The sequence below is a fragment of the Pseudomonas sp. E102 genome, assembly GCF_052660185.1.
This window is the reverse complement of record NZ_CP084025.1, coordinates 4,402,068-4,426,793: the sequence shown is the minus strand read 5'-3', so window position 1 is coordinate 4,426,793 and position 24,726 is coordinate 4,402,068. Positions and strand designations below refer to the sequence as shown.

The 24,726-nt window shown below is 60.3% G+C and carries 16 protein-coding genes and 2 pseudogenes; 7 read left to right on the top strand and 11 right to left on the bottom strand.

The features are described 5' to 3' along the window. Nucleotides 1-13 precede the first annotated feature (13 nt). A complete protein-coding gene (locus tag DOCECA_RS20045) occupies nt 14-358 on the bottom strand; it encodes a helix-turn-helix domain-containing protein (protein WP_445570972.1) in 345 nt (114 codons plus the stop codon). Nucleotides 359-914: 556 nt separating this feature from the next. On the opposite strand from DOCECA_RS20045, the gene DOCECA_RS20040 reads away from it, so the two are divergent. Beyond that, nucleotides 915-1,553, top strand: coding sequence for a hypothetical protein (locus DOCECA_RS20040; protein WP_445570971.1), 639 nt, complete (start codon nt 915-917; stop codon nt 1,551-1,553). A 155-nt stretch (nt 1,554-1,708) separates the two neighbouring features. On the opposite strand, the gene DOCECA_RS20035 is transcribed toward DOCECA_RS20040, so the two are convergent. Beyond that, nucleotides 1,709-2,146, bottom strand: a complete 438-nt coding sequence (locus DOCECA_RS20035; protein ID WP_434649171.1) for a hypothetical protein — start codon at nt 2,144-2,146, stop codon at nt 1,709-1,711. 436 nt (nt 2,147-2,582) lie between these two features. On the opposite strand from DOCECA_RS20035, the gene DOCECA_RS20030 reads away from it, so the two are divergent. Continuing rightward, a complete protein-coding gene (locus DOCECA_RS20030; protein ID WP_434649169.1) occupies nt 2,583-2,918 on the top strand; it encodes a DUF6124 family protein in 336 nt (111 codons plus the stop codon). A 177-nt stretch (nt 2,919-3,095) separates the two neighbouring features. Here the strand turns inward: DOCECA_RS20030 and DOCECA_RS20025 are convergent. Both DOCECA_RS20025 and DOCECA_RS20020 read right to left on the bottom strand, forming a co-directional pair. After that, nucleotides 3,096-3,695: pseudogene (locus DOCECA_RS20025) on the bottom strand (methyl-accepting chemotaxis protein); the annotation flags it as partial. Nucleotides 3,696-3,998: 303 nt separating this feature from the next. After that, nucleotides 3,999-4,655 (bottom strand): annotated as a pseudogene (locus DOCECA_RS20020) (MCP four helix bundle domain-containing protein); the annotation flags it as partial. Between the two features lie 324 nt (nt 4,656-4,979). Between DOCECA_RS20020 and DOCECA_RS20015 the strand changes: the two are divergent. Then, nucleotides 4,980-5,210, top strand: a complete 231-nt coding sequence (locus DOCECA_RS20015) for a hypothetical protein (protein ID WP_420767094.1) — start codon at nt 4,980-4,982, stop codon at nt 5,208-5,210. Further along, the gene (locus DOCECA_RS20010; RefSeq protein WP_420767095.1) at nt 5,207-5,509 is read left to right on the top strand and encodes a cell division protein ZapA; all 303 of its coding nucleotides are present in this window, start codon (nt 5,207-5,209) and stop codon (nt 5,507-5,509) included. The genes DOCECA_RS20015 and DOCECA_RS20010 overlap by 4 nt, the downstream gene beginning before the upstream one ends. Nucleotides 5,510-5,671: 162 nt before the next feature. Here DOCECA_RS20010 and DOCECA_RS20005 read toward each other — a convergent pair whose 3' ends face one another. Both DOCECA_RS20005 and putA read right to left on the bottom strand, forming a co-directional pair. Further along, nucleotides 5,672-7,474: an acyl-CoA dehydrogenase gene (locus tag DOCECA_RS20005; RefSeq protein WP_445570970.1), complete on the bottom strand. Its 1,803-nt coding sequence runs from the start codon at nt 7,472-7,474 to the stop codon at nt 5,672-5,674. A 247-nt stretch (nt 7,475-7,721) separates the two neighbouring features. Further along, nucleotides 7,722-11,675, bottom strand: a complete 3,954-nt coding sequence (gene putA, locus DOCECA_RS20000; protein ID WP_445570969.1) for a trifunctional transcriptional regulator/proline dehydrogenase/L-glutamate gamma-semialdehyde dehydrogenase — start codon at nt 11,673-11,675, stop codon at nt 7,722-7,724. A 475-nt stretch (nt 11,676-12,150) separates the two neighbouring features. Here putA and putP point away from each other — a divergent pair, with 475 nt between their 5' ends. Further along, on the top strand, nt 12,151-13,635 hold the full coding sequence (gene putP, locus DOCECA_RS19995) for a sodium/proline symporter PutP (RefSeq protein ID WP_420766132.1): 1,485 nt from the start codon (nt 12,151-12,153) through the stop codon (nt 13,633-13,635). A 73-nt stretch (nt 13,636-13,708) separates the two neighbouring features. Here the strand turns inward: putP and DOCECA_RS19990 are convergent, their stop codons facing one another. Next, entirely contained in the window at nt 13,709-14,209 is a 501-nt protein-coding gene (locus DOCECA_RS19990; protein ID WP_434608154.1) for a DUF2165 family protein, read from the bottom strand. Between the two features lie 262 nt (nt 14,210-14,471). On the opposite strand from DOCECA_RS19990, the gene DOCECA_RS19985 reads away from it, so the two are divergent. Beyond that, nucleotides 14,472-16,508: a type VI secretion system Vgr family protein gene (locus DOCECA_RS19985; protein WP_445570968.1), complete on the top strand. Its 2,037-nt coding sequence runs from the start codon at nt 14,472-14,474 to the stop codon at nt 16,506-16,508. 126 nt (nt 16,509-16,634) lie between these two features. Next, complete coding sequence (locus DOCECA_RS19980) at nt 16,635-17,474, top strand: 23S rRNA (adenine(2030)-N(6))-methyltransferase RlmJ (RefSeq protein ID WP_420766135.1); 840 nt, start codon at nt 16,635-16,637, stop codon at nt 17,472-17,474. A 298-nt stretch (nt 17,475-17,772) separates the two neighbouring features. Here the strand turns inward: DOCECA_RS19980 and msrA are convergent, their stop codons facing one another. The 4 genes from msrA to aceF all read right to left on the bottom strand — a co-directional run bounded on the left by msrA (nt 17,773) and on the right by aceF (nt 24,724). Next, the gene (gene msrA, locus DOCECA_RS19975) at nt 17,773-18,420 is read right to left on the bottom strand and encodes a peptide-methionine (S)-S-oxide reductase MsrA (protein ID WP_420766136.1); all 648 of its coding nucleotides are present in this window, start codon (nt 18,418-18,420) and stop codon (nt 17,773-17,775) included. A gap of 84 nt (nt 18,421-18,504) precedes the next feature. Continuing rightward, nucleotides 18,505-21,198: an EAL domain-containing protein gene (locus DOCECA_RS19970; protein ID WP_420766137.1), complete on the bottom strand. Its 2,694-nt coding sequence runs from the start codon at nt 21,196-21,198 to the stop codon at nt 18,505-18,507. A gap of 193 nt (nt 21,199-21,391) precedes the next feature. Next, entirely contained in the window at nt 21,392-22,783 is a 1,392-nt protein-coding gene (locus DOCECA_RS19965) for an alkaline phosphatase D family protein (protein WP_445570967.1), read from the bottom strand. Between the two features lie 294 nt (nt 22,784-23,077). Next, nucleotides 23,078-24,724: a dihydrolipoyllysine-residue acetyltransferase gene (aceF, locus tag DOCECA_RS19960; RefSeq protein WP_434649152.1), complete on the bottom strand. Its 1,647-nt coding sequence runs from the start codon at nt 24,722-24,724 to the stop codon at nt 23,078-23,080. Nucleotides 24,725-24,726: the final 2 nt, after the last annotated feature.

Below are 24,726 nucleotides of genomic sequence, written 5' to 3'. Positions count from 1 at the left end.
TCGCTGCTTTCCCTTAGTCGCCAGCCGCTTTGCCAGGATCGGCCTGCGGTACAAAGAAACGCCAGGTCTGGTGTTTAAGGATCATGGCGTCGAGCAGGGACAGTATCAAACGACGCTCTTCCTCGTCCATCTGCGCCACGGCCTCGAACTTCAGCTTCAGTTCGTCTTGGGGTTTGCGCTCGCCTTGCTCGAACACCAGCCAGTCTGTGACCACGTTAAACGCGGTGGCCACCTCCTTCAGAATCTCCAGCGACGCTTGGGCCTCGCCCGATTCGTAGCGTTTGACCTGGGTGATGTGAATACCCACGGTCTCGGCCATTTGCTGCTGGGTCAGGCCGTGTTGTTTGCGTAGCTGCAAGAAGCGCTCAGTGAAGCCCATCCAGAACAAGCCCTGGTGGCGGTCGATGCCTGGTATTTTCTGAGAAAGGGGACATGGGAAAGGGGATTTATTTAAAGGAAAGGTGTGTCCCGTCCTGAATAAGGTTTACACCTTCTGATCTGCTTTTCAGGTGGACGTAATGGAATCAGTAAAAAGGCGCAGTCAGTGAGACTACACGCTGACCTTCAAATTATCGGTGGTGAAAGCCATCGCTCTGTTGGTTAAATAAATCTGTCCCTTTTCTGGTCCCTTTTCTGCAAAAAATAGAAATCGACGTCAAGCGATTGCAGCAGGATATAGATTCTGGTGTATTGCCAGACACAAAGTTTTTGAGCAATCGTGAGGTCGTTGCTGAGCTTCAGGCTAGGGTAAATGCCGCGCGGAATAAATACACAAGCAACCCCAGCACAAAAAATGAGACTTCATTGAGCAGGGCGGAGTCAGACCTAGTGAACGTAATGCGTGATGGTAAGTGCCTGATCAAGGGTTGTGTACCGGCCGGCTATATTAAATTCATTCAGAAATAGGGTTCATTGTGGATCGGAAAACCTATGACCTACTCCACGGCATACCGGATCATGCTGATTATGCCGCCGAGGCGGGTGAGTTGGATGCCAAAGATATACCGCAGGAAAGAATGACCGCGGTGTTGGATTTGCTCTGCAATTCAGATGACGATGTTGTGCGCTTCGAAGCTGCAAAGTTGTTGACTAGCTGGGGGATTTTCGAGGGTCTGGTTGCATTAAGCGAAAGCATGGAAAAGCCGGAGCTTATCAAAAACACGTATCCTCACAGGTTGCATGGATACGATGACACTTATCGCCAGATCCTCATGGCTGTAACCATGTACTTCGCAAATATGGTCGACAGGGGACAAAGGGAAGCCGCTAGGGCTCAAGTTTTTTTACCACTGTCTACTATCATCGAGTTGGCAGGAACGGAACCCTTTGAGATATCTGACGCTTTTGCCTTTTTAAGGCGTGAGCGGTATCTGGAGTACATCCCGCTTGTTAAACAACACCTCAACTCGATAATAGATCGCCCCGAAATACATCAATGGAAAATCTACGATGCTATGGAGTTTCTGATGGGGGTTGAGCCAGAATTCGTTATGTCTCTGCTGCAACTGAGAAACAAGAGCATCGAAGATTTTATGCCGCGGCAACGTAGCTGATTTAAGCGAGGCGTCGATGGCAGCAGAGCGGTGCAGCTTGTTTGATAAGCGAAGGGGGGCGTGACATACCTATAGCGACGCGAGGACTGCTTTGCAGCCCAGCGGGAGCAAGCTCCCTCGCCACGGGAGCCGGTTGACTGGTCAGCTGGTGGAGGTTACAGCGGGCACCACGGGTCTCCCCCGTTTGCGCTTTCCAGGATTTTTGAAAAGTTTCGCGCAAATCCCCAGCCTGAGGCCACGGCGGTCATGGTGGTTGCGCAGGCGGGGTTCTTTTGCGAGACGATCACGTTCATATAGAACTGGCTTCCGTAGATCGTTGGCGCCCACAGCACCATGTCGCTTCTTTCGGCGTTCCGGTCGACTTTCAATTGAATGGTGTTGACGAGTCTTGCGCCGGTGTTGAGCTCGGTCACTTGGGGATGGAAGCAGTGGTTCAGGTAGCGTTGCACGCGTTCTTCCACCAGCGCCCGCTCTTGCGTCAGGCAATATTCGGGGCTGGTTGTGCCGGTGTTCAACAGCACATCCTTGGTATATGGATGCAGCGAGCAGCCGCTCAGTAATAGAAAAACGATTCCTGTAAATCCCTTGTACAAATTCAAGCTCCTTTGAGATACGGCGGGTTGCCAAAGCGGATTGCCGCAAGGCGGCGGGCGGGACTATACGCAATTTTTTTCGGTGTGGAAGGGCTGGATGGGGCTCGTTGTAGGAATCGACTGAAAGATATTCCCCATTGACTTGCAGGACATTTCCTAGAAAATTCCAGCCTCTTGCGCCTGCCGGTTTCGGTGCCTAGTCTGTGCTCACCGCTGCCAATCAGCGGTCGGGTTTAGCAGCTCGGAGTCACGTTAGGCGCATGGCAACTGCCATTCAGTGCGGGCATTTTTATGCTCGAATTCTTATGGCGGCTGTGCGCAGGGCATCCTCGGGTGCGCCGGTTTCCTAACGTACCGGTCTGCTAACCTGCGCGCGGCTGCCACCTATTCGTTTAGCAGCGAACGTGGCGGCTCTCACTTACGTTAGGAGCATTCCATGGACAAACTCATCCCAGACCCACCAATCCCGCCTCTAGACCATGCTGCCGACGCCCACGCCGAGCGTCTCATCGATTCCTTTCTGAATCCCAAATCCGCCCAGCCTGAGGAGAAACCCTCCTCGGACCCGCTATTCACCGTCGTGGAGGGCGTCGATGCCGAAAGCCTGTTGGCCAACCTCAGCGAAACCCTGGCCTCGGCCAGCGCGATGGCGGGCGATCTGGCGTTCGACCTGGACGGCTCGCGACGACACGTTGCATTGGGGCTGCAACAGTTGATCGAACTAGGGGAGCTGTTGGCGAACCGGGCGTTGGATGTCGTCGATCCCAGGTAGAGGCCTTGGGTTTGATCGAGAACACTGTGGCGAGGGAGCTTGCTCCCGCTCGGCTGCGAAGCAGTCGTCGCTTTCGAGGATGGGGCCGCTACGCGGCCCAGCGGGAGCAAGCTCCCTCGCCACAAAAGCTGGATTGTTGATCACCCATGGTCGGTGGGGAATCAACCGATGCGCGGGTTAAAGGCTGAACCGCCCAACCATGCTGTTCAAATCCACCGCCAGGCGCGACAGTTCGGCGCTGGCGGCACTGGTCTGATTCGCACCGGTGGCCGTCTGCACCGACAGGTCGCGGATGTTCACCAGGTTGCGGTCCACTTCGCGGGCCACCTGGGCCTGTTCTTCGGCGGCGCTGGCGATGACCAGGTTGCGTTCGTTGATCTCGACGATGGCGGTGTTGATGGTGTCGAGGGACATGCCGGCGCCGCGGGCGATGTTCAGTGTCGATTCGGCGCGTTCGGTGCTGTTGCGCATCGAGTCCACTGCCTGTTCGGTGCCGCTCTGGATGCTGCCGATCATGCGTTCGATCTCGCTGGTCGACTGCTGGGTGCGGTGGGCCAAGGCGCGGACTTCGTCGGCGACCACGGCGAAACCACGACCGGCTTCACCGGCACGGGCAGCTTCGATGGCGGCGTTCAGGGCCAGCAGGTTGGTCTGGTCGGCCAGACCGCGGATCACGTCGAGCACCTTGCCGATGTCTCGCGACTCATCGGCCAGGTTGCCGATCAGCGTGGCGGTGCTCTGGACGTCGGCGCTCATGCGCTCGATGGCACCGACGGTTTCCTGCACCAGGTCGCGACCGTCGCCAGCGGACGTGGTGGCGTGTTTCGACGCTTCCGACGTGCTGACCGCGTTGCGGGCAACTTCTTCCACGGCGCTGGTCATCTCGTTGACCGCGGTGGCGGCTTGTTCGATTTCGTTGTTCTGCTGGGTCAGCCCACGGGCGCTTTCGTCGGTGACGCTGTTGAGCTCTTCGGCGGCGGAGGCCAATTGCGTGGCCGAGCCGGAGATCCGTTGCAGGGTGTCGCGCAGTTTTTCCTGCATGGTCGACATCGCCCGCAGCAGTCGGCCAGCCTCGTCGCTGCCGTCAACGGTGATCGGCCGGGTCAGGTTGCCCTTGGCGATTTCTTCGGCGGCATCCAACGCGTTGGCGATCGGCTTGGTGATGCTGTTGGTCAGCAGCCAGGCGAACAGCAGGGTCAGGCCGGTGGCGATGGCCAGAAGGGTGACGACCCAGATGAAGGCTGTGGAATATTGCTGTGCCGCGTTTTTGTTGAATGCTTCCGCTTGCTGGTTGTTGATGTCCGACAGGCGAGCGAGCGCTGCGTTGATAGCGTCGGAGTTGCTCGTCAACTCAGCGTTGAGCAGCGCTTGCAGTTCGTTGAGCTGATTGTTGCGCGACAGGGTTTTCATCCGCTCTTCGAGCTGACGGTACTGATTGAGCAGCTGCGTGAGTTGCTCATACGCGGCCCGTTCTTCAGGCGCACTGATGAGTTTCTCATAAGTCATCTGGGCGGCGCGGACCTGCTGGTTGCGTTGCTCGAACAGGTCCAGCGTTTTTTGCTGGGTATCCGCTTCGCGGTTGATCAGCAGGCGATAGGACAACACGCGCAGGCGCAGGGTGAGCTGGGTGACGTCATTCAGTGCTTTGATACTGGGCACGCTGTTCTGAGCGATGTTTTCGCCGGACACGCGAATCTTGCTCATCTGGCTCAAGGCAAACACGCCGAGGGCCAGCATCAGGGCGCCGATCAGGGCAAACCCCAGGAACGCCCGCGGCGCGATGTTCATATTACGTAGGGACATGGAAGTTACCGTGAAGAAGCGCGTCCGTGCGGGGCTGTGACTGGTTTCAATGACTTATCGGTCTTGCGACTGAAGTCTTGAGGGCGCTGCGTGCTTTTGTCGCACTCCACCGGCAACGGCGCGACGAAGGGTCGGAACCAGATTCCTTGTTCGCAGTCTCTACAGCTCGCCAGTGGTGCGCCGCTGTTCTCTGAGTCGTGGCGTTGACGATGACTTTTCTTTATCGTACGCGCCCCTTGAAAAACCCTGGAAATCAATATGTTGGAAACATCCCTCAGCCAGCTGGAGCAATTGGTCAACGACCTGGTGCAACAGAACCGTCACCTCGCCGGCCTGAATGAAACCCTGGGCGCCGAACTGGCGAAGGCCAAGGATGAAAACGAAAGTCTGCAATTGAGCCTGATGGAGCAGGAAGAACTCCACGGCACCACCACCGCCCGGATCCAGGCGCTGATCGAGCGCGCCAGCACCGCAACGGCCAGCGCATGAGTCAACGTGTCGATGGGGTGACAGTCGTCTCGATTCTCGGGGAGGACTATTCGATCAAGGCGCCGGCCGGGCAGGAGCAAGCGTTGCTGGACGCTGCTTCGATGCTCAAGGCGGCCCTGGCCGATACCAAGCGTAAATACCCGACCTTGATCGGTGATCGCCTGCTGGTATTGGCGGCCATGAATTTGTGTTCGCAACAGATCGAAATGCAGAAGCAGCATCGGGCGGAACTCGACCGTTACCAGGAGCAGGTCAGCGCCACGGTCGAAGTGATCTCCAAGACGATTCAGCAGGCCTGAGGCCACGGTCCGGCTTATAAGCGGCGTTGCCCGCACTTAAGTCATCGCGAGCAGGCTCGCTCCCACATGGGGGCTAAGTGAACACGAAACTGCGTTCACCGCCGATCATTGTGGGAGAGAGGCTGCTCGCGATTGGATGTCAGCCGCGCTACAGGCGCTGGCTCAGAACCATTCATCCCGCATTCCCAGGCAGGTGTCATCCCGCGCTTCGAGCAGCGTCAGCTCATGCTGGCAACCCGGCACTTCCCAGGTCAGGAAGTAGCGCGCCGCTTGCAGCTTGCCTTGATAGAAGTCGACGTCCGTCGCGTTCCCCTTGGCCAAGCCCTCCTCGGCACGAATCGCCTGTTCCAGCCAGCGCCAGCCGATCACCATGTGCCCAAACACTTTTAGGTACAGCGCCGAATTGGCCAGGCTATCGTTGACCTTGCCTTGGGCCAGGTCGGTCAGCAGGCCGAGGGTGACTGTTTGCAGGCGTGCCACCAAGGCTTCCAACGGCTGACGCAAGGGTGTCAGCGATTCGTACGCTTGGGCGCGCTCAGTGGTATCGGCCACCAGGCGGATCAATTGCTTGAGCCCGGCACCGCCGTTCTGCGCCAGTTTGCGTCCCAGCAAGTCCAGGGACTGGATACCGTGGGTGCCCTCATGGATGGGATTCAGGCGGTTGTCGCGGTAATACTGCTCAACTGGGTATTCGCGGGTGTAACCATGGCCGCCGAGAATCTGGATGGCCAGCTCGTTGGCCTTCAGGCAGAACTCCGAGGGCCACGACTTGACGATGGGCGTGAGCAAGTCCAGCAACTCATGGGCGCGCCGACGCTCGGCTTCGCTTTCCAGCGTGGTGGTGTCGTCGAACAGGCGCGCCGCGTACAGGCCCAGGTCGAACGAACCTTCCACGTAGGCCTTTTGGGTCAGCAGCATGCGGCGCACGTCGGCGTGCTGGATGATCGCCACGGGGGCGGTGCTCGGGTCCTTGCTGTCAGGCACGCGGCCCTGCGGGCGTTCGCGGGAATATTCAAGGGAATACAGGTAGCCGGCGTAACCCAGCATCACCGCCCCCATGCCGACGCCGATGCGAGCCTCGTTCATCATCTGGAACATATAACTCAGGCCGTGGTGCGGTTTTCCTACGAGATAACCCACGCATTCGCCGTTGTCGCCGAAGTTCAGCGCCGTGGACGTGGTGCCGCGCCAGCCCATCTTGTGAAACAGACCGGCCAGCAGCACGTCGTTACGCTGGCCGAGGCTGCCATCATCGTTGACCAGGAACTTCGGCACGATAAACAGCGAAATACCCTTCACGCCCGGCGGCGCATCCGGCAGTTTTGCCAAGACCATGTGCACGATGTTTTCCGACAGCGGATGGTCGCCGCCGGAAATGAAAATCTTGTTGCCCTTGAGCCGATAGGTACCGTCGGACGCCGCCTCCGCGCGTGTACGAATATCCGACAACGATGAACCCGCATGGGGCTCGGTCAGGGCCATGGTGCCGAAGAAGCGACCATCGATCATCGGTTGCAGAAAGCGCTGTTTCTGATCGTCGCTGCCGAAGCTTTCGATCAGGTTCGCCGCGCCCATGGTCAGGAAGGGGTAGGACGTCGAAGCGGCGTTGGCCGACTGAAAGTGCGCAAAGCAAGCCTGGGACAGCAACGTCGGCAGTTGCATGCCGCCGGCCTCGAAACTGCGTGCGGCGTTGAGAAAACCAGCCTCCAGGAACGCATCCACCGCCGGCTTCACTTCCGGGATCAGGATCGCCTCGCCGTTTTCATAGCGTGGTTCGTTTTCGTCGTTCTTGCGGTTGTGCGGCGCGAAATGCTTTTCGGCAATGTTGCGTGCCGTGCCGATGGCCGCCTCGAAGGTCTCGCGATTGTGCTCGGCAAACCGTTCGCGCTGGGTCAGGCCTTCGGCATCAAGGACTTCATACAGCTCGAAAGCCAGATTGCGGGAACTGAGCAGCGTCTCGGACATGGCGGCCTACCTTTTCTTGGGATGGGCCGAGTCTAGGTCTGGGAATGGAGGCTGAACAGGATGATTGATTTGGGTGATGGAGCAGAAGGGGCGACGCTAATCAAAAAATGTGGGAACGAGCCTGCTCGCGATAGCGGTGGGTCAGTCAGAAATGATTTCAACTGGCCCACCGCTATCGCGAGCAAGCTCGCTCCCACAGGGATTTCGACGACCAGGCACCTATTGCAGATGCCTGGTATATGGCGGTTTAGCCGATGGTCATCAGGCTGGCGTTACCACCGGCCGCGGCGGTGTTGACGCTCAGTGCCCGTTCGATGACCAGGCGCTCCAGCGCGATGTTGGTTTCGCCTTGGGACAAGCCATGCACGCCGACGATGGCACCGGCTCGCTTGGCCACTTGCTGGCAGACACCGCGCAGTTGATCCGAATCGCCGTGATGCAGGACGGCGTCGAACAGCACGTCGTCCTTGGTCCAGTCGGCAACGCGCTGGATGCGTGCCTGGATTTCCTTCGGCAAGCGTGCGAACACGGCCTTGCTGGTGTCGGACTCCGGCCACACGGCCGAGCCGCCGACGGCCAGTACGGCTGCCAGTTGTGTAAGCAAGTCGCCTTCCACATCCGCCAGGCACAGCACGTGCTCGCGGGGCAGGATGGCGTAGCTGTTACGTTCGCCTGTCGGGCCGGTGAGCTGGCGGGTGATGCCGCTTTGCGACTGGGCGGCGAACTGCACGCACAGGGCGCTCAGTTCGGCAAGCTTCTGGCTGTCGGCCCAGGTTTGCAGGGCGGTCAGCGGCTTGCTCATGGCGTCTCGCAGGCGCAGGTCTGGCGCGGCCAGGGCGTCGCCACGTACGAAGGATTGCTGGATCGCATCGGTAGGACGGGTCGACAGCAGGCGGTACAAGTACAGCGGGCCGCCGGCCTTCGGACCGGTGCCCGACAAGCCTTCGCCGCCGAACGGCTGCACACCGACCACCGCACCGACGATGTTGCGGTTCACGTAGACGTTGCCGGCATGAACGTTGTCGATCACCTTGGCGATGGTCTCGTCGATTCGGGTGTGCACGCCCAGCGTCAGGCCGTAGCCGGAGGCGTTGATCTGGTTGATCAACTGGTCCAGCTCCTTGCGCTTATAGCGAACCACGTGCAGCACGGGGCCGAAGATCTCCCGTTGTAGCTCATCGAAGCTTTCCAGCTCGATCAGCGTCGGCATCACGAAGGTGCCGCGCTTGCATTCGTCGCTGTCGGCAATCGCCATCTGGTACACAGTGCGACCTTTATCGCGCATGGCCTGGATGTGCTTCTCGATACCAGCCTTGGCTTCGGCGTCGATCACCGGGCCGATATCCACCGACAGACGCTCCGGGTTGCCGAGGCGCGATTCGGCCATGGCGCCCTTGAGCATTTCGATGACGCGGTCGGCGGAATCTTCCTGCAGGCACAGCACGCGCAGGGCCGAGCAACGCTGGCCGGCGCTGTCGAAGGCCGAAGACACCACATCGATGACCACTTGTTCGGTCAGCGCCGAGGAGTCGACGATCATAGCGTTCTGGCCGCCGGTCTCGGCGATCAGCGGGATCGGACGGCCCTGGTTGTCCAGGCGCCCGGCGATGTTGCGCTGCAACAGGCGGGCGACTTCAGTAGAGCCGGTGAACATCACGCCTTTGACGCGATCGTCACCCACCAGGCGGGCACCAACGGTTTCACCGCGACCGGGCAGCAATTGCAGGACGCCTTCCGGAATACCGGCTTCGAGCAACAGGCGTACAGCCTGGGCCGCTACCAGCGGAGTCTGCTCGGCGGGCTTGGCCAGTACCGGGTTGCCGGCGGCCAATGCGGCGGCGACCTGGCCGCTGAAGATTGCCAGCGGGAAGTTCCACGGGCTGATGCAGACCACTGGACCCAGTGGGCGGTGGGCATCGTTGGTGAAATCGTTGCGGGCCTGCACCGCGTAGTAACGCAGGAAGTCCACGGCTTCGCGTACTTCGGCGATGGCGTTGGCGAAGGTCTTGCCGGCTTCACGGGCCAGCAGGCCCATCAGCGGCTGGATCTCGGCTTCCATCAGGTCGGCGGCGCGCTCGAGGATGGCGGCGCGTTCGGCCGGTGGCGTCGCCTGCCAGATTGGCGCGGCGTTGAGGGCGCATTGGATGGCGTTGTCGACGTCTTCGACGGTGGCTTCCTGGACGTGACCGACCACATCGCGATGATCGGCCGGGTTCAGCACCGGCGCCGGCGCTTCTTCGCTGGCGGCGCAACCGAGCATCGGCGCGGCTTTCCAGTTGTTGTGAGCAGTAGCCAGCAGGGCGCAGGACAACGAGGCCAGGCGATGTTCGTTGGCCAGGTCGATGCCGCTGGAGTTGGCGCGTTCGCTGCCGTACAGGTCGCGTGGCAGCGGGATGCGTGGATGCGGCAGGCCAAAACCGCCTTCCAGGGTAGCCATCTGCTCAATGCTTGCCACCGGATCGGCCACCAATTCCTGAATGGAAATGGACTGGTCGGCGATGCGGTTGACGAACGAGGTGTTGGCGCCGTTTTCCAGCAAGCGACGCACCAGGTAGGCCAACAGCGTTTCGTGGGTGCCAACCGGAGCGTACACACGGCACGGACGGTTCAGCTTGCCTTCGGAAACTCTACCTACAACTTGCTCGTACAACGGTTCACCCATGCCGTGCAGGCACTGGAACTCGTACTGGCCTGGGTAATAGTTCTGACCGGCGATGTGGTAGATGGCCGACAGGGTGTGGGCGTTGTGCGTGGCAAATTGCGGGTAGATGACTTCTGGCACCGACAGCAATTTGCGTGCGCAAGCAATGTAGGAAACGTCGGTGTAAACCTTGCGGGTGTACACCGGATAGCCCTCCAGGCCTTCGACCTGGGCGCGCTTGATCTCGCTGTCCCAGTACGCGCCTTTTACCAGGCGGATCATCAGGCGGTGACGGCTGCGACGGGCGAGGTCGATCACATAGTCGATTACGTATGGGCAACGCTTCTGGTACGCCTGGATCACAAAGCCGATGCCGTTCCAGCCGGTCAATTGCGGCTCGAAGCACAGGCGCTCGAGCAGGTCCAGGGACAGTTCGAGGCGGTCGGCCTCTTCGGCGTCGATGTTGAGGCCGATGTCGTATTGCTTGGCCAGCAGAGTCAGCGACAGCAGGCGCGGGTACAGCTCGTCCATCACCCGCTCGTACTGGGCGCGGCTGTAGCGCGGGTGCAGGGCCGAGAGCTTGATGGAGATGCCCGGGCCTTCATAAATCCCACGGCCATGAGACGCTTTGCCGATGGAATGGATAGCCTGTTCGTACGAGGCCAGGTACTTCTGGGCGTCATGCTCGGTGAGTGCGGCTTCACCCAGCATGTCGTAGGAATAGCGGAAACCCTTGGATTCGAACTTGCTGGCGTTGGCCAGGGCTTCGGCAATGGTTTCGCCGGTAACGAACTGCTCGCCCATCAGGCGCATGGCCATGTCGACGCCCTTGCGGATCATCGGCTCGCCGCTCTTGCCGATGATGCGGCTCAGGGACGAGGTCAGGCCCGCTTCGTTATGGGTGGCGACCAGTTTGCCGGTCAGCAGCAGGCCCCAGGTAGCGGCGTTGACGAACAGCGACGGGCTGTTGCCCAGGTGCGGATGCCAGTTGCCGGTGCTGATCTTGTCGCGGATCAGCGCGTCGCGAGTGCCCTTGTCCGGGATACGCAGCAGCGCTTCGGCGAGGCACATCAGTGCCACGCCTTCCTGGGACGACAGGGAAAATTCCTGCAGCAAGCCCTGAACAATACCGGCACGACCGCCGGCACTCTTCTGGTTACGCAGCTTTTCAGCAATGGAAGCCGCCAGCTTGTTGGTGGCTTCGGCCATTTCGGCCGGCAGGCGCGCTTGCTCGATCAGCATCGGCACCACTTCCGGCTCTGGGCGACGGTAAGCGGCGGTGATGGAGGCGCGCAGGACCGATTGCGGCAGGATGCTCTCGGCGAATTCCAGGAAGCATTGATGAGCGTGGTCCGCTTGGACTTCGCCGGCATCGTCATTGTCGGCGCGGCTTGAACCGTTCAGCTCGGTCAGGGTTGCACCACCCTCGAGTTTCTCCAGGTAATTGAAAATTGCCTGCTTGATCAGCCAGTGCGGCGTGCGATCAATCGAAGTCGCGGCCGCCTTGAGACGTTCGCGGGTCGGGTCGTCGAGTTTGACCCCAAGGGTGGTGGTAGCCATATTTTTATCCTCATGTTTGCCACGTACCGCGTGGCATCAGCTGGCGGCAAGATTAGCTGCGAGCCGGGGGAGGTGCAACCGGGTGCAACCGGTTTTTTGTCGAAATTATGAGCAGTTCATCCGGATGGTCTGTAGTCCCTTTCATGAGAGCACCTGTTTGGTGCGAAAAATCTTGCAAAAGCTTCCTTCGATGCACCAATAGCGGGCAATAATTGCCATCCGTACGATTATTCCGACTGGGTGCAACTTATTTGAACGAAACTGGTTGCACCTTATTTGGATTGTTGAATAGCATTCGCGGCCAAGGTGCAACCGGTTCTGGGTACAAAAACCGGGTCGAGCTGCATCGGCTGATGGCTTTCCTGGGGAAACATCAGTCATAAATTCGCGGGTCCACAAAACGTCCGCACAACGTTCGCGTTGTCGACGCTTTCAACTGCCACCGCACCATAAAAACAAAGCCAGGGCGTAACTCATGAGTGTTAGCAATCCCACCCTGATCACCTTCGTGATCTATATCGCAGCCATGGTCCTGATCGGCCTGATGGCTTATCGCTCCACCAACAACCTTTCCGACTACATCCTGGGCGGTCGCAGCCTGGGCAGTGTCGTGACGGCGCTTTCTGCCGGCGCTTCCGACATGAGCGGCTGGTTGTTGATGGGTTTGCCCGGTGCAATCTACATGTCCGGCCTGTCGGAGAGCTGGATCGCCATCGGCCTGATCATCGGTGCCTATCTGAACTGGCTGTTCGTGGCCGGTCGCCTGCGGGTCCAGACCGAGCACAATGGCGATGCGTTGACGCTGCCGGATTATTTCTCCAGCCGTTTTGAAGACACCAGTGGCTTGCTGCGGATCATCTCTGCGGTGGTGATCCTCGTGTTCTTCACTATCTATTGCGCTTCCGGCATCGTGGCCGGTGCACGCTTGTTCGAAAGCACCTTTGGCATGTCCTACGAGACCGCGCTGTGGGCTGGTGCTGCCGCGACCATCGCCTACACCTTCATCGGTGGTTTCCTGGCGGTCAGCTGGACCGATACCGTACAAGCCACGCTGATGATCTTCGCGCTGATCCTGACGCCGATCATCGTGCTGCTGGCCACGGGCGGCGTGGATACCACCTTCCTGGCGATCGAAGCGAAAGACGCGACTTCGTTCGACATGCTGAAAAACACCACCTTCATCGGGATCATCTCGCTGATGGGCTGGGGCCTGGGCTACTTCGGCCAGCCGCACATCCTGGCGCGCTTCATGGCGGCGGATTCGGTCAAGTCGATCGCCAAGGCGCGTCGCATCTCCATGGCCTGGATGATCCTGTGCCTGGGTGGCACCGTTGCCGTTGGCTTCTTCGGTATCGCGTACTTCTCGGCTAACCCAGAGGTGGCCGGTCCAGTGACCGAAAACCCTGAGCGTGTATTCATCGAGCTGGCGAAAATCCTGTTCAACCCATGGGTTGCCGGTGTACTGCTGTCGGCCATCCTCGCGGCAGTCATGAGCACTCTGAGCTGCCAGTTGCTGGTGTGCTCCAGCGCCCTGACCGAAGACTTCTACAAGACTTTCCTGCGCAAGAGCGCTTCCCAGGTAGAGCTGGTCTGGGTCGGCCGTGCCATGGTGCTGCTGGTGGCCCTGATCGCCATCGCCCTGGCCGCGAATCCGGAAAACCGCGTTCTGGGCCTGGTGAGCTACGCCTGGGCCGGTTTCGGTGCCGCCTTCGGTCCGGTGGTCCTGATCTCCGTGGTCTGGAAGAACATGACTCGCAACGGCGCCTTGGCCGGTATCCTGGTCGGTGCGATCACCGTGGTGGTCTGGAAGCATTTCGAGCTGCTGGGTCTGTACGAAATCATTCCGGGCTTCATTTTCGCCAGCCTGGCCATCTACTTCGTCAGCAAGATGGGCACGCCCACCACCGGCATGCTGCAGCGCTTCGAAGCGGCTGAGAAAGATTTCCGCTTGAACCAGTAAGGCTTTGGCGAGCCTGCAATGGCTCGCTCAAAACAGTAAAAAACGGCCCGCCTCCATTGGAGCGGGCCGTTTTTTATGGCTGAGGGTCCAAGTTGTCGGGCTGGTTGAGAAAAATCAGTACGCCCAGCAGCGCCATGTAGAACCTGAACGCGGCATCCTGGCCATTCCAGATCTCGGATTGCCACATCAGGAACCACTCGCCGCCAACGACCATGAAGCCGAAAAACCAGACGAAGAATCCGACCGTCAGCCCAACGATGGGCCATTTTTTTGCCCGATTGAAAGCCAGGCCATCCGCCCTGCGTGCCCGCCAGAGTGTCAGCCCGCCATAGGCCAGCAGCACGGTGGTGATTGCTTCGCCGAGGATGATCAGCCCATAAGCCCCGTGCCACATCCAGGGCTTGTCAATGGCCCGATATCGGGCGGCGTTGTTGGGAAAGGTGGTGTCCATGCTCAGCACATGCTGGACGAAATTGAAGTTGGAGCTGTAGTCCGTGACGTTGTTGAACACGGTCAGGAAGGCGAAGGCGGCAAGCGCCAGGATCATGGCGATTTTTGTATAGCGGAGGGTCATGGTTGCGTCCTTGGCTTTTACGACCAAACGACGTTATCACGCCTTTGCGCGATAGAAGGCCGGTCGCTGTGTAAGAAGCAGCTGATTACTTCGTACGAAGGCTTTCAGGATCGCGGTGTATGGATTGTCCATCGGAAAATGCAGCGTGCCTTGCAGCTTTTTGACTCTTGGGTGTAGGGGAAATCTGTTTTTCCTGACAATGGATCAACACTGCCAGTGGCTCGTGCAGAATGGCCCGTCTCATTCAGCAGAGGCACATCGGATGTTCGCGCCTGCCAATTCACCACGTTTCACGCTGGCGTTCGACAGCGGGCCAAATGACCTCAAGGTGCTTGAGTTCAAGGGCAAGGAAGCCATCAGCCAACCCTATTGCTTTGATCTGGAGCTGGTCAGCGATCGGCCCGACCTGGTGCTGGAGGACCTTCTGCATCGCCAGGCTTACCTGGGTTTCGATCACCGCGGCGGTGGGATACATGGCCAGGTCTACAGCGTGGCCCAAGGCGACTCGGGCAAGCGCCTGACCCGTTACCAGATCACCCTCGTGCCACGCCTGGCGTACTTGCGCCACCGCATCAACCGGCGAATTTTCCAGCATCTGAGTGTGCCCGCCATCGTTGGCCTCGTCCTGAAGGATCACGGCATCCTGGCCGATGCATTCCAGTTCAGTCTGGGTGGGCAATACCCCGAGCGTGAATATTGCGTGCAGTACGGTGAAAGCGATCTGGACTTCATCGAGCGGCTATGTGCCGAGGTCGGCATCCATTACCACTTCCAGCACAGCCCTGACGGGCATCTGCTGGTGTTTGGCGACGACCAGACGATGTTCAAGCGTTTACCCGAGTCGACACTATACCTGCCGGGCAGCGGGATGGCTGGCGCTGCGCCGGCCATCAAGCGCCTGGCGGTACGGCACCAGGCGCGAACCACTGCGGTGACGCTACGCGACTATGACTTCCGCAAGCCTGGCCTGCTGCTGCAAGCCGGTCTCGGTGGGCAAGCGCCAGCTTCGCTTGAGGATTATCAATATCCCGGCCAATTCATCGACCGTGCCGATGGCAGCCACCTGGCCCGACGTTCCCTCGAGCGACACGGCGCGGACCACCTTTTGGCGGAGGGCAGCAGTGACGACAGCGCTTTCGCCAGCGGACATTTCATGCGCATCGAGGAGCATCCCCGCCCGCAATGGAATGATCTCTGGCTGTTGACGCAGGTCGATCACCGTGGCCGGCAGCCGCAAGTGCTGGAAGAGAACGCTTCGGTCGGCCCGGGTGAATTCCAGGGCTACGGCAATACCTTCCTGGCGACGCCCTGGGACGTTTTTTTCCGTCCGCCTTTGCAGCACAAGAAGCCGTCGATCAGTGGCTACCAGTCAGCGGTAGTGACCGGACCGGTGGGCAGCGAGATCCATTGCGATGAGTTCGGGCGGGTCAAGGTGCAACTGGTCTGGGATCGCGACGGTGCAGGTGATGAGCATTCCAGCTGCTGGCTGCGCGTGGCCACCGGCTGGGCGCACGATCGTTACGGCAGTGTGATGATTCCTCGGGTCGGAATGGAGGTGCTGGTCGGGTTCATGGACGGCGACGTCGATAAACCGCTGGTGGTCGGTTGCCTGCCGAACGGCGCCAACCCGCTGCCGCTCGACCTGCCGGCCGACAAGACCCGCAGTATCCTGCGCAGCCAGAGCAGCCCCGGTGGTGGCGGCTACAACGAATTGCGCATCGAAGACCGCAAGGGCGCCGAGGAGATCTACCTTCGAGCCCAGCGCAACTGGACCCAGCATGTGCTGCATGACCAGCGCGTGCAGGTCGATCATGAGCGCAGCATCTTCGTTGCCGGCTTGTCCCGGCACGAACTCAAGGACGGCGAGCAGCGCATCACCCGGGGGCGACGGCAGGTTGAAGTTCGCCAGGACGATCACCTGATGGTGACGGGCGACCGGCATATCCGCGTCGCCAACCAGGCCTTGAGCGCTGCTGGGCGGTTTCATGTCAGCGCCGGCCAACAGATCGTGCTGGAGGGCGGCGCCACTGCGACCATCCAGGCCGGCGGGCACTGGATCAACATCGGACCGGGCGGAATCTTCAGCAGCGTACCCATCCAGGTCGGCGGCGCGCCGATGGTGGCGATGGGCGCCGAACCCGTTGCAGCGGGCGCTCCGGATAAACTTGCCGCCGCGCTGGCGCCACCGCTGTCATTGGCGCAAATACTCAGTTTGAAAAGTCCTGCGCCGTTCTGTGAGGAGTGCGAACGCTGCAATGGGGGTTCCTGTGCCGTGCCGTTGGCTGCGCTTGGGAGATAAGTTCAGAGATGCGCAGTGCAGCGTGAGCAAGCTCCCTCGCTACGGGGCGCTGTTCGTCCACTCGGCCGCCAACCCTGACGTTGGGCGCGCTTCGAGGTAAACTCGTCGCCCTTCGCAGGAGCCGCCATGAATTATCGCCACGCCTTCCACGCCGGCAATCACGCCGATGTGTTCAAACACCTGACCTTGACCCGCCTCATCGCCTTGATGTCGCGCAAGGAGCAGCCCTTCGCCTACCTTGATACCCACGCAGGCATCGGGCTTTACGACTTGCAGGGCGACCAGGCCAGCCGTACCGGTGAATACCTGGAAGGCATCGCACGGTTGTGGGACCAGGACGACCTGCCGCCCCTGACCGCCGATTATATGAAGGTGCTGCGCGAGATGAACCCGGACGGCCAGTTGCGCTATTACCCGGGCTCGCCGGAGTTGGCACGGCGACTGACCCGACCGCAGGACCGAGTATTGCTCAACGAGAAGCATCCGGAGGACGGCGTGCTGCTCAAGGACAACATGAAGGGCGACCGTCGCGTGGCGGTCCACTTGGGCGAAGGCTGGCATGTTCCTCGTGCGTTGTTGCCGGTGGCAGAGAAGCGCGCTCTGATGTTGATCGATCCGCCGTTCGAACAGCTGGATGAGATGCAGCGTTGCGCCGCGTCGCTCAAGGAAGCCGTCAGTCGGATGCGCCAGACCGTGGCGGCGATCTGGTACCCGGTAAAGGACCAGCGCATGTTGCGTCGTTTCTACCAGGACTTGGCCGGCACGGGCGCGCCTAAATTGTTGCGGGTAGAGTTGCTGGTGCACCCGCTGGCCACGCCCAACAGCCTGAACGGCTCGGGCCTGGCCATTGCCAATCCGCCGTGGGGGCTTGAGGAGGAACTGCGCGAGCTGCTGCCGTGGTTGTCCAGGAAACTTGGGCAGACCCAGGGTGGGTGGCAGATGGATTGGTTGATTGCTGAAAGCTGATCGCTGAGCCGATGCATTCAGGTCGTCAGGCAGGACGCCTTCGCGAGCAAGCCCGCTCCCACATGGGGTGTCGAGGTGTACGCGACATCTGTGTCCGCCCCGGGCCCCTGTGGGAGCGAGCTTGCTCGCGATGGCGGCGGCACATCCAACATCACCGCCCCAGATCCACCGCTATCGCGAGCAAGCTCGCTCCCACATGGGGATCTGAGGCGTACGCAAGAGTTATGTACGCCACCGGACCTGTGGGAGCGAGCTGGCTCCGGGCGGCGATCCGACGAAGCTTTCCAGAGCTGGAAACCTAGATCGGGCAGGTCACGCCCGTGCCGCCAATCCCGCAATAGCCTTCAGGGTTCTTCGCCAGGTATTGCTGGTGATACGCCTCGGCAAAGTAAAACGTCGGCGCTTCGTCGATTTCGGTGGTGATTTCTCCCAGCCCGGCCTTGCCCAGCTCAGCCTGGAACACTTCCTTGCTCTTCTTCGCCGCTTCCAGTTGCTCGGGCGTGGTGCAGTAGATCACTGAGCGGTACTGGGTGCCGATGTCGTTGCCCTGGCGCATGCCCTGGGTCGGGTTGTGCAATTCCCAGAACATCTTCAGCAAGTCGTCATAGCTGACTTTCTCCGGCTCGTAGACCACCAGCACGACTTCGCTGTGGCCGGTCAGGCCCGAGCAGACTTCTTCATACGTCGGGTTAGGCGTAAAGCCGCCCGCATAACCCACCGCCGTGCTGACGACGCCTTCACGTTGCCAGAACCTGCGCTCCGCGCCCCAGAAGCAGCCGAGGCCGAAGATGGCGAAGTCCACATTGGTGACGAATGGGCCCAACAGCGGCGCGTCGAGGACAAAGTGTTTTTCCGGCACGGCCATTGGGGTTTCACGGCCAGGGAGAGCTTGATCGGGAGTAGGAAGCACGTTTTTGTTCACCAGGATTTCCGAGCGCAAGACCATCATCAGTCCTCTCAGTCAGATTGAGTTGAGCGAAATAGACCGTCAGTGTGCCTCACAAAAGCCGCTGCAAGCTATAAGCGGCTGTCAGACCAGCGGACCGCGCGGGTAGCGCTTGAGCTTCTCGACGAGCTCTGCGCCGGGGATCGGCCGGTCGAAGAGGTAGCCTTGGCCGACGTCACAGCGGTGGCGCCGCAGGAAGGCGAGCTGCTGGGCGGTCTCGATGCCTTCGGCCACGACCTTGAGCTTCAGATTGTGGGCCATGGCAATCACCGCGGAGGTGATCTCCATGTCGTCCTGGTTGTCCGGGATTTCATGGATAAAGCTGCGATCGATCTTGATGATGTCGATCGGGAATTTCTTCAGGTAGCTCAGGGATGAATAACCGGTGCCAAAGTCATCCATCGCCAGGGTCAGGCCCAGGCGCTTGAGCTGGTCGAGTTGCAGGTGGGTGTCTTCGGTGGCTTCGAGCAGCAGGCCTTCGGTCAGTTCAAGTTCCAGCAGCCGCGCGGGCAATTGTTCTTCCTTGAGGATGCTGGCGATCGAGGCCACCAGGTCCGGGTCGGAAAACTGCTTGGGCGACAGGTTGATCGCCACTTGCAGATTGCCCAGGCCAGCCGCGGTCAGCTGTTTGCTCATGCGGCAGGCCTGGCGGGCGATCCATTTGCCGATGGGGATGATCAGGCCGGTTTCCTCGGCCACGCTGATGAACTGGTCAGGACGGATCATGCCTTTTTCCGGATGATTCCAGCGCAGCAGCGCTTCCATGCCCAGCAAGCGACCGCTGCGCAGACACAGCTTGGGCTGGTAGAACACGTCCAGTTCGTTCTGGGTCAAGGCGCGTCGAAGGTTGTTTTCCACGAACAGCTTGTAGCTGGCCTCGGCGTTCAGCGCCTCGGTGAACACCTGGACCTGGTGCTTGCCGTTGGCCTTGGCCTTGTGCAGAGCGAGGCCGGCGTTGCGCATGAGGGTCTGTGGGTCGCGGCCATGCAAAGGCGCGCAGGCCAGGCCCACGGAGCCGGTCACGCTGATCAACTGGTTATCGACGAACATCGGCTTGTCGAGCGTCATCAGCAGCTGGCTGGCGATCTGTTGGCCGGCCTCAAGGTCGGTGTCGTCCAGCAGCACCGCAAATTCGTTACTGGCGAAGCGCGCCAGGCTGCCGCTGGAGCTCAGGCTATTGCGCAGGCGCCGGGCCAGGCTGATCAGCAGTTTGTCGCCGGTCTGATGGCCGAGGCTGTCGTTGATGCGCTTGAAGTTGTCGATGTCCACCAGCAGCAGGCTGATGGGCGAATTGCTGTCGCGGGCGAAGCGTTCATCCAGGTTGCGGATAAAAGCCGGACGGTTGCCCAGGTTGGTCAGGTTGTCGGTGTACGCCAGGCGTTCGATGCGCTGCTGGGCCAGTTTGGTCTGGGTGATGTCTTCGTAGATGCCGATGTAGTGGGTCAGCTCGCGGTTGTCGCCATAGACCTTGGAGATCGACAACTGGCCCCAGTAGGGTTCGAGGTTCTTGCGTCGGCTCTTGAATTCGCCCTGCCAGCTGTTGCTCTGGGCCAGGGCCGATGGCGCATCGAACAGCAGTTCGCTGAGGTTCTCCAGGGCCGGCAGTTCCGAGAGGCGCTGGCCGTGGACTTCTTCGGTGGTGTACTGGGTGATGGCGGTGAAGCTTGGGTTGACGTACTCCACCACACCGTCGCAATTGACCAGCAGGAACGCGTTGGCGCTCTGTTCCACGGCGCGCTGGAACAGGTGCAGGGCGCTGGTGGCGGTGCGGCGGTTGTGGTTGTTGATGACCTGGGCGAATTGGTCGGCCAGTTCGCCGGCGAAGGCGATTTCGTCCGACTGCCAGGCGCGGGTCGCGCCTACTTGCTCCAGGCAGAGCACCCCGACGACTTGCCCGTCGATACGGATGCTGGCGTCGAGGATGGCATTGACGTCCCGGGCCCGGAGGTTCTCGGCCAATTCCCGCGTGCGAGGGTCGCGCATCGCGTTATGGGCATCGATGGCGCGGCAGGTCTGCAACGCTTCCATGTAGTCTGGAAATTCGCTGGCGTTGATCACCTTTGGCAGGAAATGTTCCTGGGAGGCGCGATTATAGGCGGAGATCGGTACCAGCTTGCCGTCCTCCAGATTCCAGATGCTCGCGCAATCGATCTGGTAGATGTCACACGCGCTGCGCGTAATCAGCTCGGCGGCTTCTTGCAGGGATTTGTTGGCGCTGTAGCGCTGGCGAGTCAACAACAGGATCAGGTCTTGCTGGGCGCGGACCCGGTCCAGGTGCTGGAGTTGCTCCTGCTGCGCGCGTTGATTCAATTCCAGGGCGATCTGGAGCCTGGAGTTCTGGGTTTCCAGGTCCACGGCCGGCATGGATGGCCCGTCCTGCAGCAGGTCGTCCACCACCATCAGATAGCCGCGCAGCAGATGGCGATTGTGCTGCCTGTAGGCTTCACCGGTCTCCAGCAGGTTCATCGGCCCTTTGGCGGTGTGCAGTGTGTAGCGGATCAGATAGTGGGACGCCTGGGCCAACTGCTGTTGGATCGCGTCATGCAACTGATAGCGCGCTTCAGGCTCCATCAGGCTGGCGAAGGGAGAGCTGACCAGCGAGCAAAGCTCAACGGCCGGCAGGCCGAAGTAGCGTTCGCAGTTTGGATCGAGGAACAGCAACGCCCAGCTTGCTTCATTCAGCCGTTCGAAACGCAGCATACCGAGCCGCGAGGGCACCGGTAACTGCGTCACTACCTCGGCCGCCATACGACTGGCGGCATCGGGTTGGCTTTTCATGGGGAGACTCGCTTCGAAAATGCTGATCGCGCCGGGCTGACGCCCTCGTTATTACGGATTGCCGCAAGGTTGCATCATTGCGGCACTGGCTGACAAGAGACATGAAGGCCAAGTGCTATAAACCTTTTATCGGCCGACGAGGGGATTTCTCCAGTTGTCGGCCGATCAGAGGTGTTCCCTGGGCTACGCAAGCTCAGCGCAACGGTATGTCGACGACCTCCAAGGGATCTCCGTCACGGTCATGAAACGTCACTTGAACGCTCTGGGCCGTGACTTTCAGCTGGGCAAAGTTGTCCTGGCTGATCACCTTGCCGGTCAGCTCGTATTGATACTCACCGCTTGGAGCCCGAGCCATGGGTTTGCCGGGAATAAAAGTCGAGGCATTGGCGTAAGGCAACAGCCTGCTGTTGCAAAATGGCGACGAGACGACTGTGTGGATTTGGAAGTCAGGATCCTGGCTGTGGGTCAGCATGCTCGTCAGGGAACCGTGCACGTCACCAGAGACGAAGATCACATTCTTGATCCGATGGCTGCGGATGGTTTCAAGCAAGCGTAGCCGTTGCTCTGGAAACGCTTGCCAGGCATCCCCTGCGTTGAATTTGCGGTCGGGGTAGAACATGACACCGGTGACGACGAATTTGACCCGGTAGGGGCTGTCGATCAGCCATGTCAGCAGCGAATGTTCCTGTTCTTCATCCAGGATGCGCCGGTTGTTTGCCGACAGGTTGCGTCGAGTCCGGCTGTCGGTAACGAACCATCCTGTATTGCCATGGGCAAATGTATACCAGTAGCGAGTGAGTGGCCTTAACGTGCCGTCATCCAGAAGTTCATGGGCCGGGCTGTGACTAGCTTGATAAAGCTCGTATGTATCAAGAGCGTTTGTATAGAGAGTTTCGTCTTGGTGATTCTTCTTGGCGGGCCAGTTGTCCTTTATTTCATGATCGTCGAGCATCATGTAAGTCGGCACGCTGGACATCAGTTTTTTAATATGGGGTTGGGAAAAGGCAGTTCGATACTTGAATAACATGTCCTTGAGGTTGCGGTCCGGCGCAATGAAATTCAGGTCGTCGAGATACACTTGGTCGCCGGTCATCACTACTGCGCTGATGGGTGGGTTGGCTCGCTCCACGATTCGGTTGATACCCGCGAATGTGCGATCCCCCCGTTCCGGTGTCGCCGGGACACCCGCGGTAATGCGCAGGTATCGACACGAGCCGACGATATAGCTGCGTGGGGCGTCGGTCTCGGTGGAGGGCGTGCGCAACTGGTAAATCTCCTTGGGCCACTGCAGCGGCAGCTCCAGTATGGTCTCTGGAGTGTGCGCCGGGCTCAATGTGCTTTTCCAGCCGGCCTGGTATTCATAGAAGGTGTCGGGCTCAAGGCCCTTCAATACGATGACACCGGCTAAGTCGCGATAAGAAACCAGTCGGATGAACTGTCCCCTGGACCAGGCCGTATCGCCTTTTCGGCGGTAGCGGATACCGGCGAATAAAGGATTGTCGGTGTTCCCATCGCCTCGTAGAAAGATGCGAGCGTGGTGGGTCGTCGTGTGGCCAATAATAGGGCCAACCGTTGGCTTTAACATGTTCGAATCCATTCGAAGTTTATATTTTCGTCAGCGCCAAAGTTGTTGGGCGCGCTGGATTCATGCTAAAGCCGCAAGCAGGTTAAATATCGGTAGGGCAGGGGGCGGTAGTTGTGGGCAACGACTACCAGAGCAAGTAGTCTTTTATGCGCAAGGGGGTAGGAAAAACCGTTGGTGAAATACGGTTTTAGCCCGAGCAAAAAAAGCCCCGCCAAACGGGCGGGGTTGAGGTACGAGCGTGGCGCTCGGAAAACAGCAGTCAAACGGCCCTCCGCAAGGGAGGGCCGTTCGGTATTACAGCAGGATGGTGCGGATGTCGCCCAGCAGGTCACTCAAGCGCTTGGTGAAGCGCGCTGCGGCGGCGCCGTTGATCACGCGGTGATCGTAGGACAGCGACAGTGGCAGCATCAGCTTCGGCTGGAAGGCTTTACCGTCCCAGACTGGCTGGATGGTGGCCTTGGAAACACCCAGGATCGCCACCTCCGGCGCGTTGACGATCGGCGTGAAGCCGGTGCCGCCAATGTGGCCGAGGCTGGAGATGGTGAAGCAGGCGCCCTGCATGTCGTCGGCGGTGAGCTTCTTGTTCCGGGCTTTTTCGGCCAGGGCAGCGGCTTCGCCAGCCAGTTGCAGCAGGCTCTTCTGGTCGACGTTGCGGATGACCGGTACCAGCAGGCCTTCCGGGGTGTCGACGGCAAAGCCGATGTGCACGTATTTCTTGCGGATCACAGCCTTGCCGCTTGGGGCCAGGGAGCTGTTGAAGTCCGGCAGTTCCTTGAGCAGGTGCGCGCAGGCCTTGAGCAGCAGCGGCAAGACCGTCAGTTTCACGCCGGCCTTTTCCGCCACGGCTTTCTGCGCAACGCGGAAAGCTTCCAGCTCGGTGATGTCAGCCTGGTCGAACTGAGTCACGTGCGGGATGTTCAGCCAGCTGCGGTGCAGGCTCGACGCGCCGATCTGCATCAGGCGAGTCATGGCCACTTCTTCGGTTTCGCCGAAGCGACTGAAGTCCACCGCCGGGATCGGCGGGATGCCCGCGCCGCCGGTGGCGCCTTCGGCCGGTGCGTTCTTGGCCTTCTGCATCATGGCCTTGACGTAGGCTTGCACGTCTTCCTTGAGCACACGACCGTGAGGGCCGCTCGGGCCTACGGCGGACAGCTCGACACCGAATTCACGGGCCAGCTGACGCACCGCAGGGCCAGCGTGCACCTTGGCACCGCTAGGCGCAGGCGCCGCGGCGACAGGGGTAGGAGCCGCTTCGGCCTTGGCGGCGGGGGCGGCGGCTGGCGCTGGCGCTGGGGCGGCTTCAGCCTTGGCAGCAGGCGCAGCAGCCGGGGCTGGCGCGGCAGGCGCCGAGGCACCGGCCACTTTCAGCTTCAGGATCAGGTCACCGGTGCCGACTTCGTCTTCCAGCTTGATCTCGACGCTTTCTACCACACCGGCGGCCGGCGATGGGATTTCCATGCTGGCCTTGTCGGATTCCAGGGTGATCAGCGACTGGTCGGCTTCGACGGTGTCGCCGGCCTTGACCAGTACTTCGATGATCTTGGCCTTGCCCGACGAACCGATGTCCGGGACATGGATGTCCTGAACAGTGGCGGCGGCAGGCGCGGCGGCCGGAGCTGGAGCCGCTTCGGGAGCGGGCGCAGCGGCAGGCTTTTCAGCCGCCGCCGGGGCAGCAGCAGGGGCGGCCGCTTCAGGTGCCGCGGCGGCGCCCTCGACTTCCAGCTCCAGCAACTCGTCGCCTTCCTTCAGGCGATCGCCCAGCTTCACTTTCAGGCTCTTGATGACACCGGCCTTCGGCGCAGGCACTTCCATGCTGGCCTTGTCCGATTCAAGCGTCAGGATGCTCTGGTCGGCTTCGATGCGGTCGCCGACCTTCACAAACAGTTCAATTACTTCACCTTCACCGCTGCCGATGTCAGGTACGCGAATGAGTTCGCTCACGA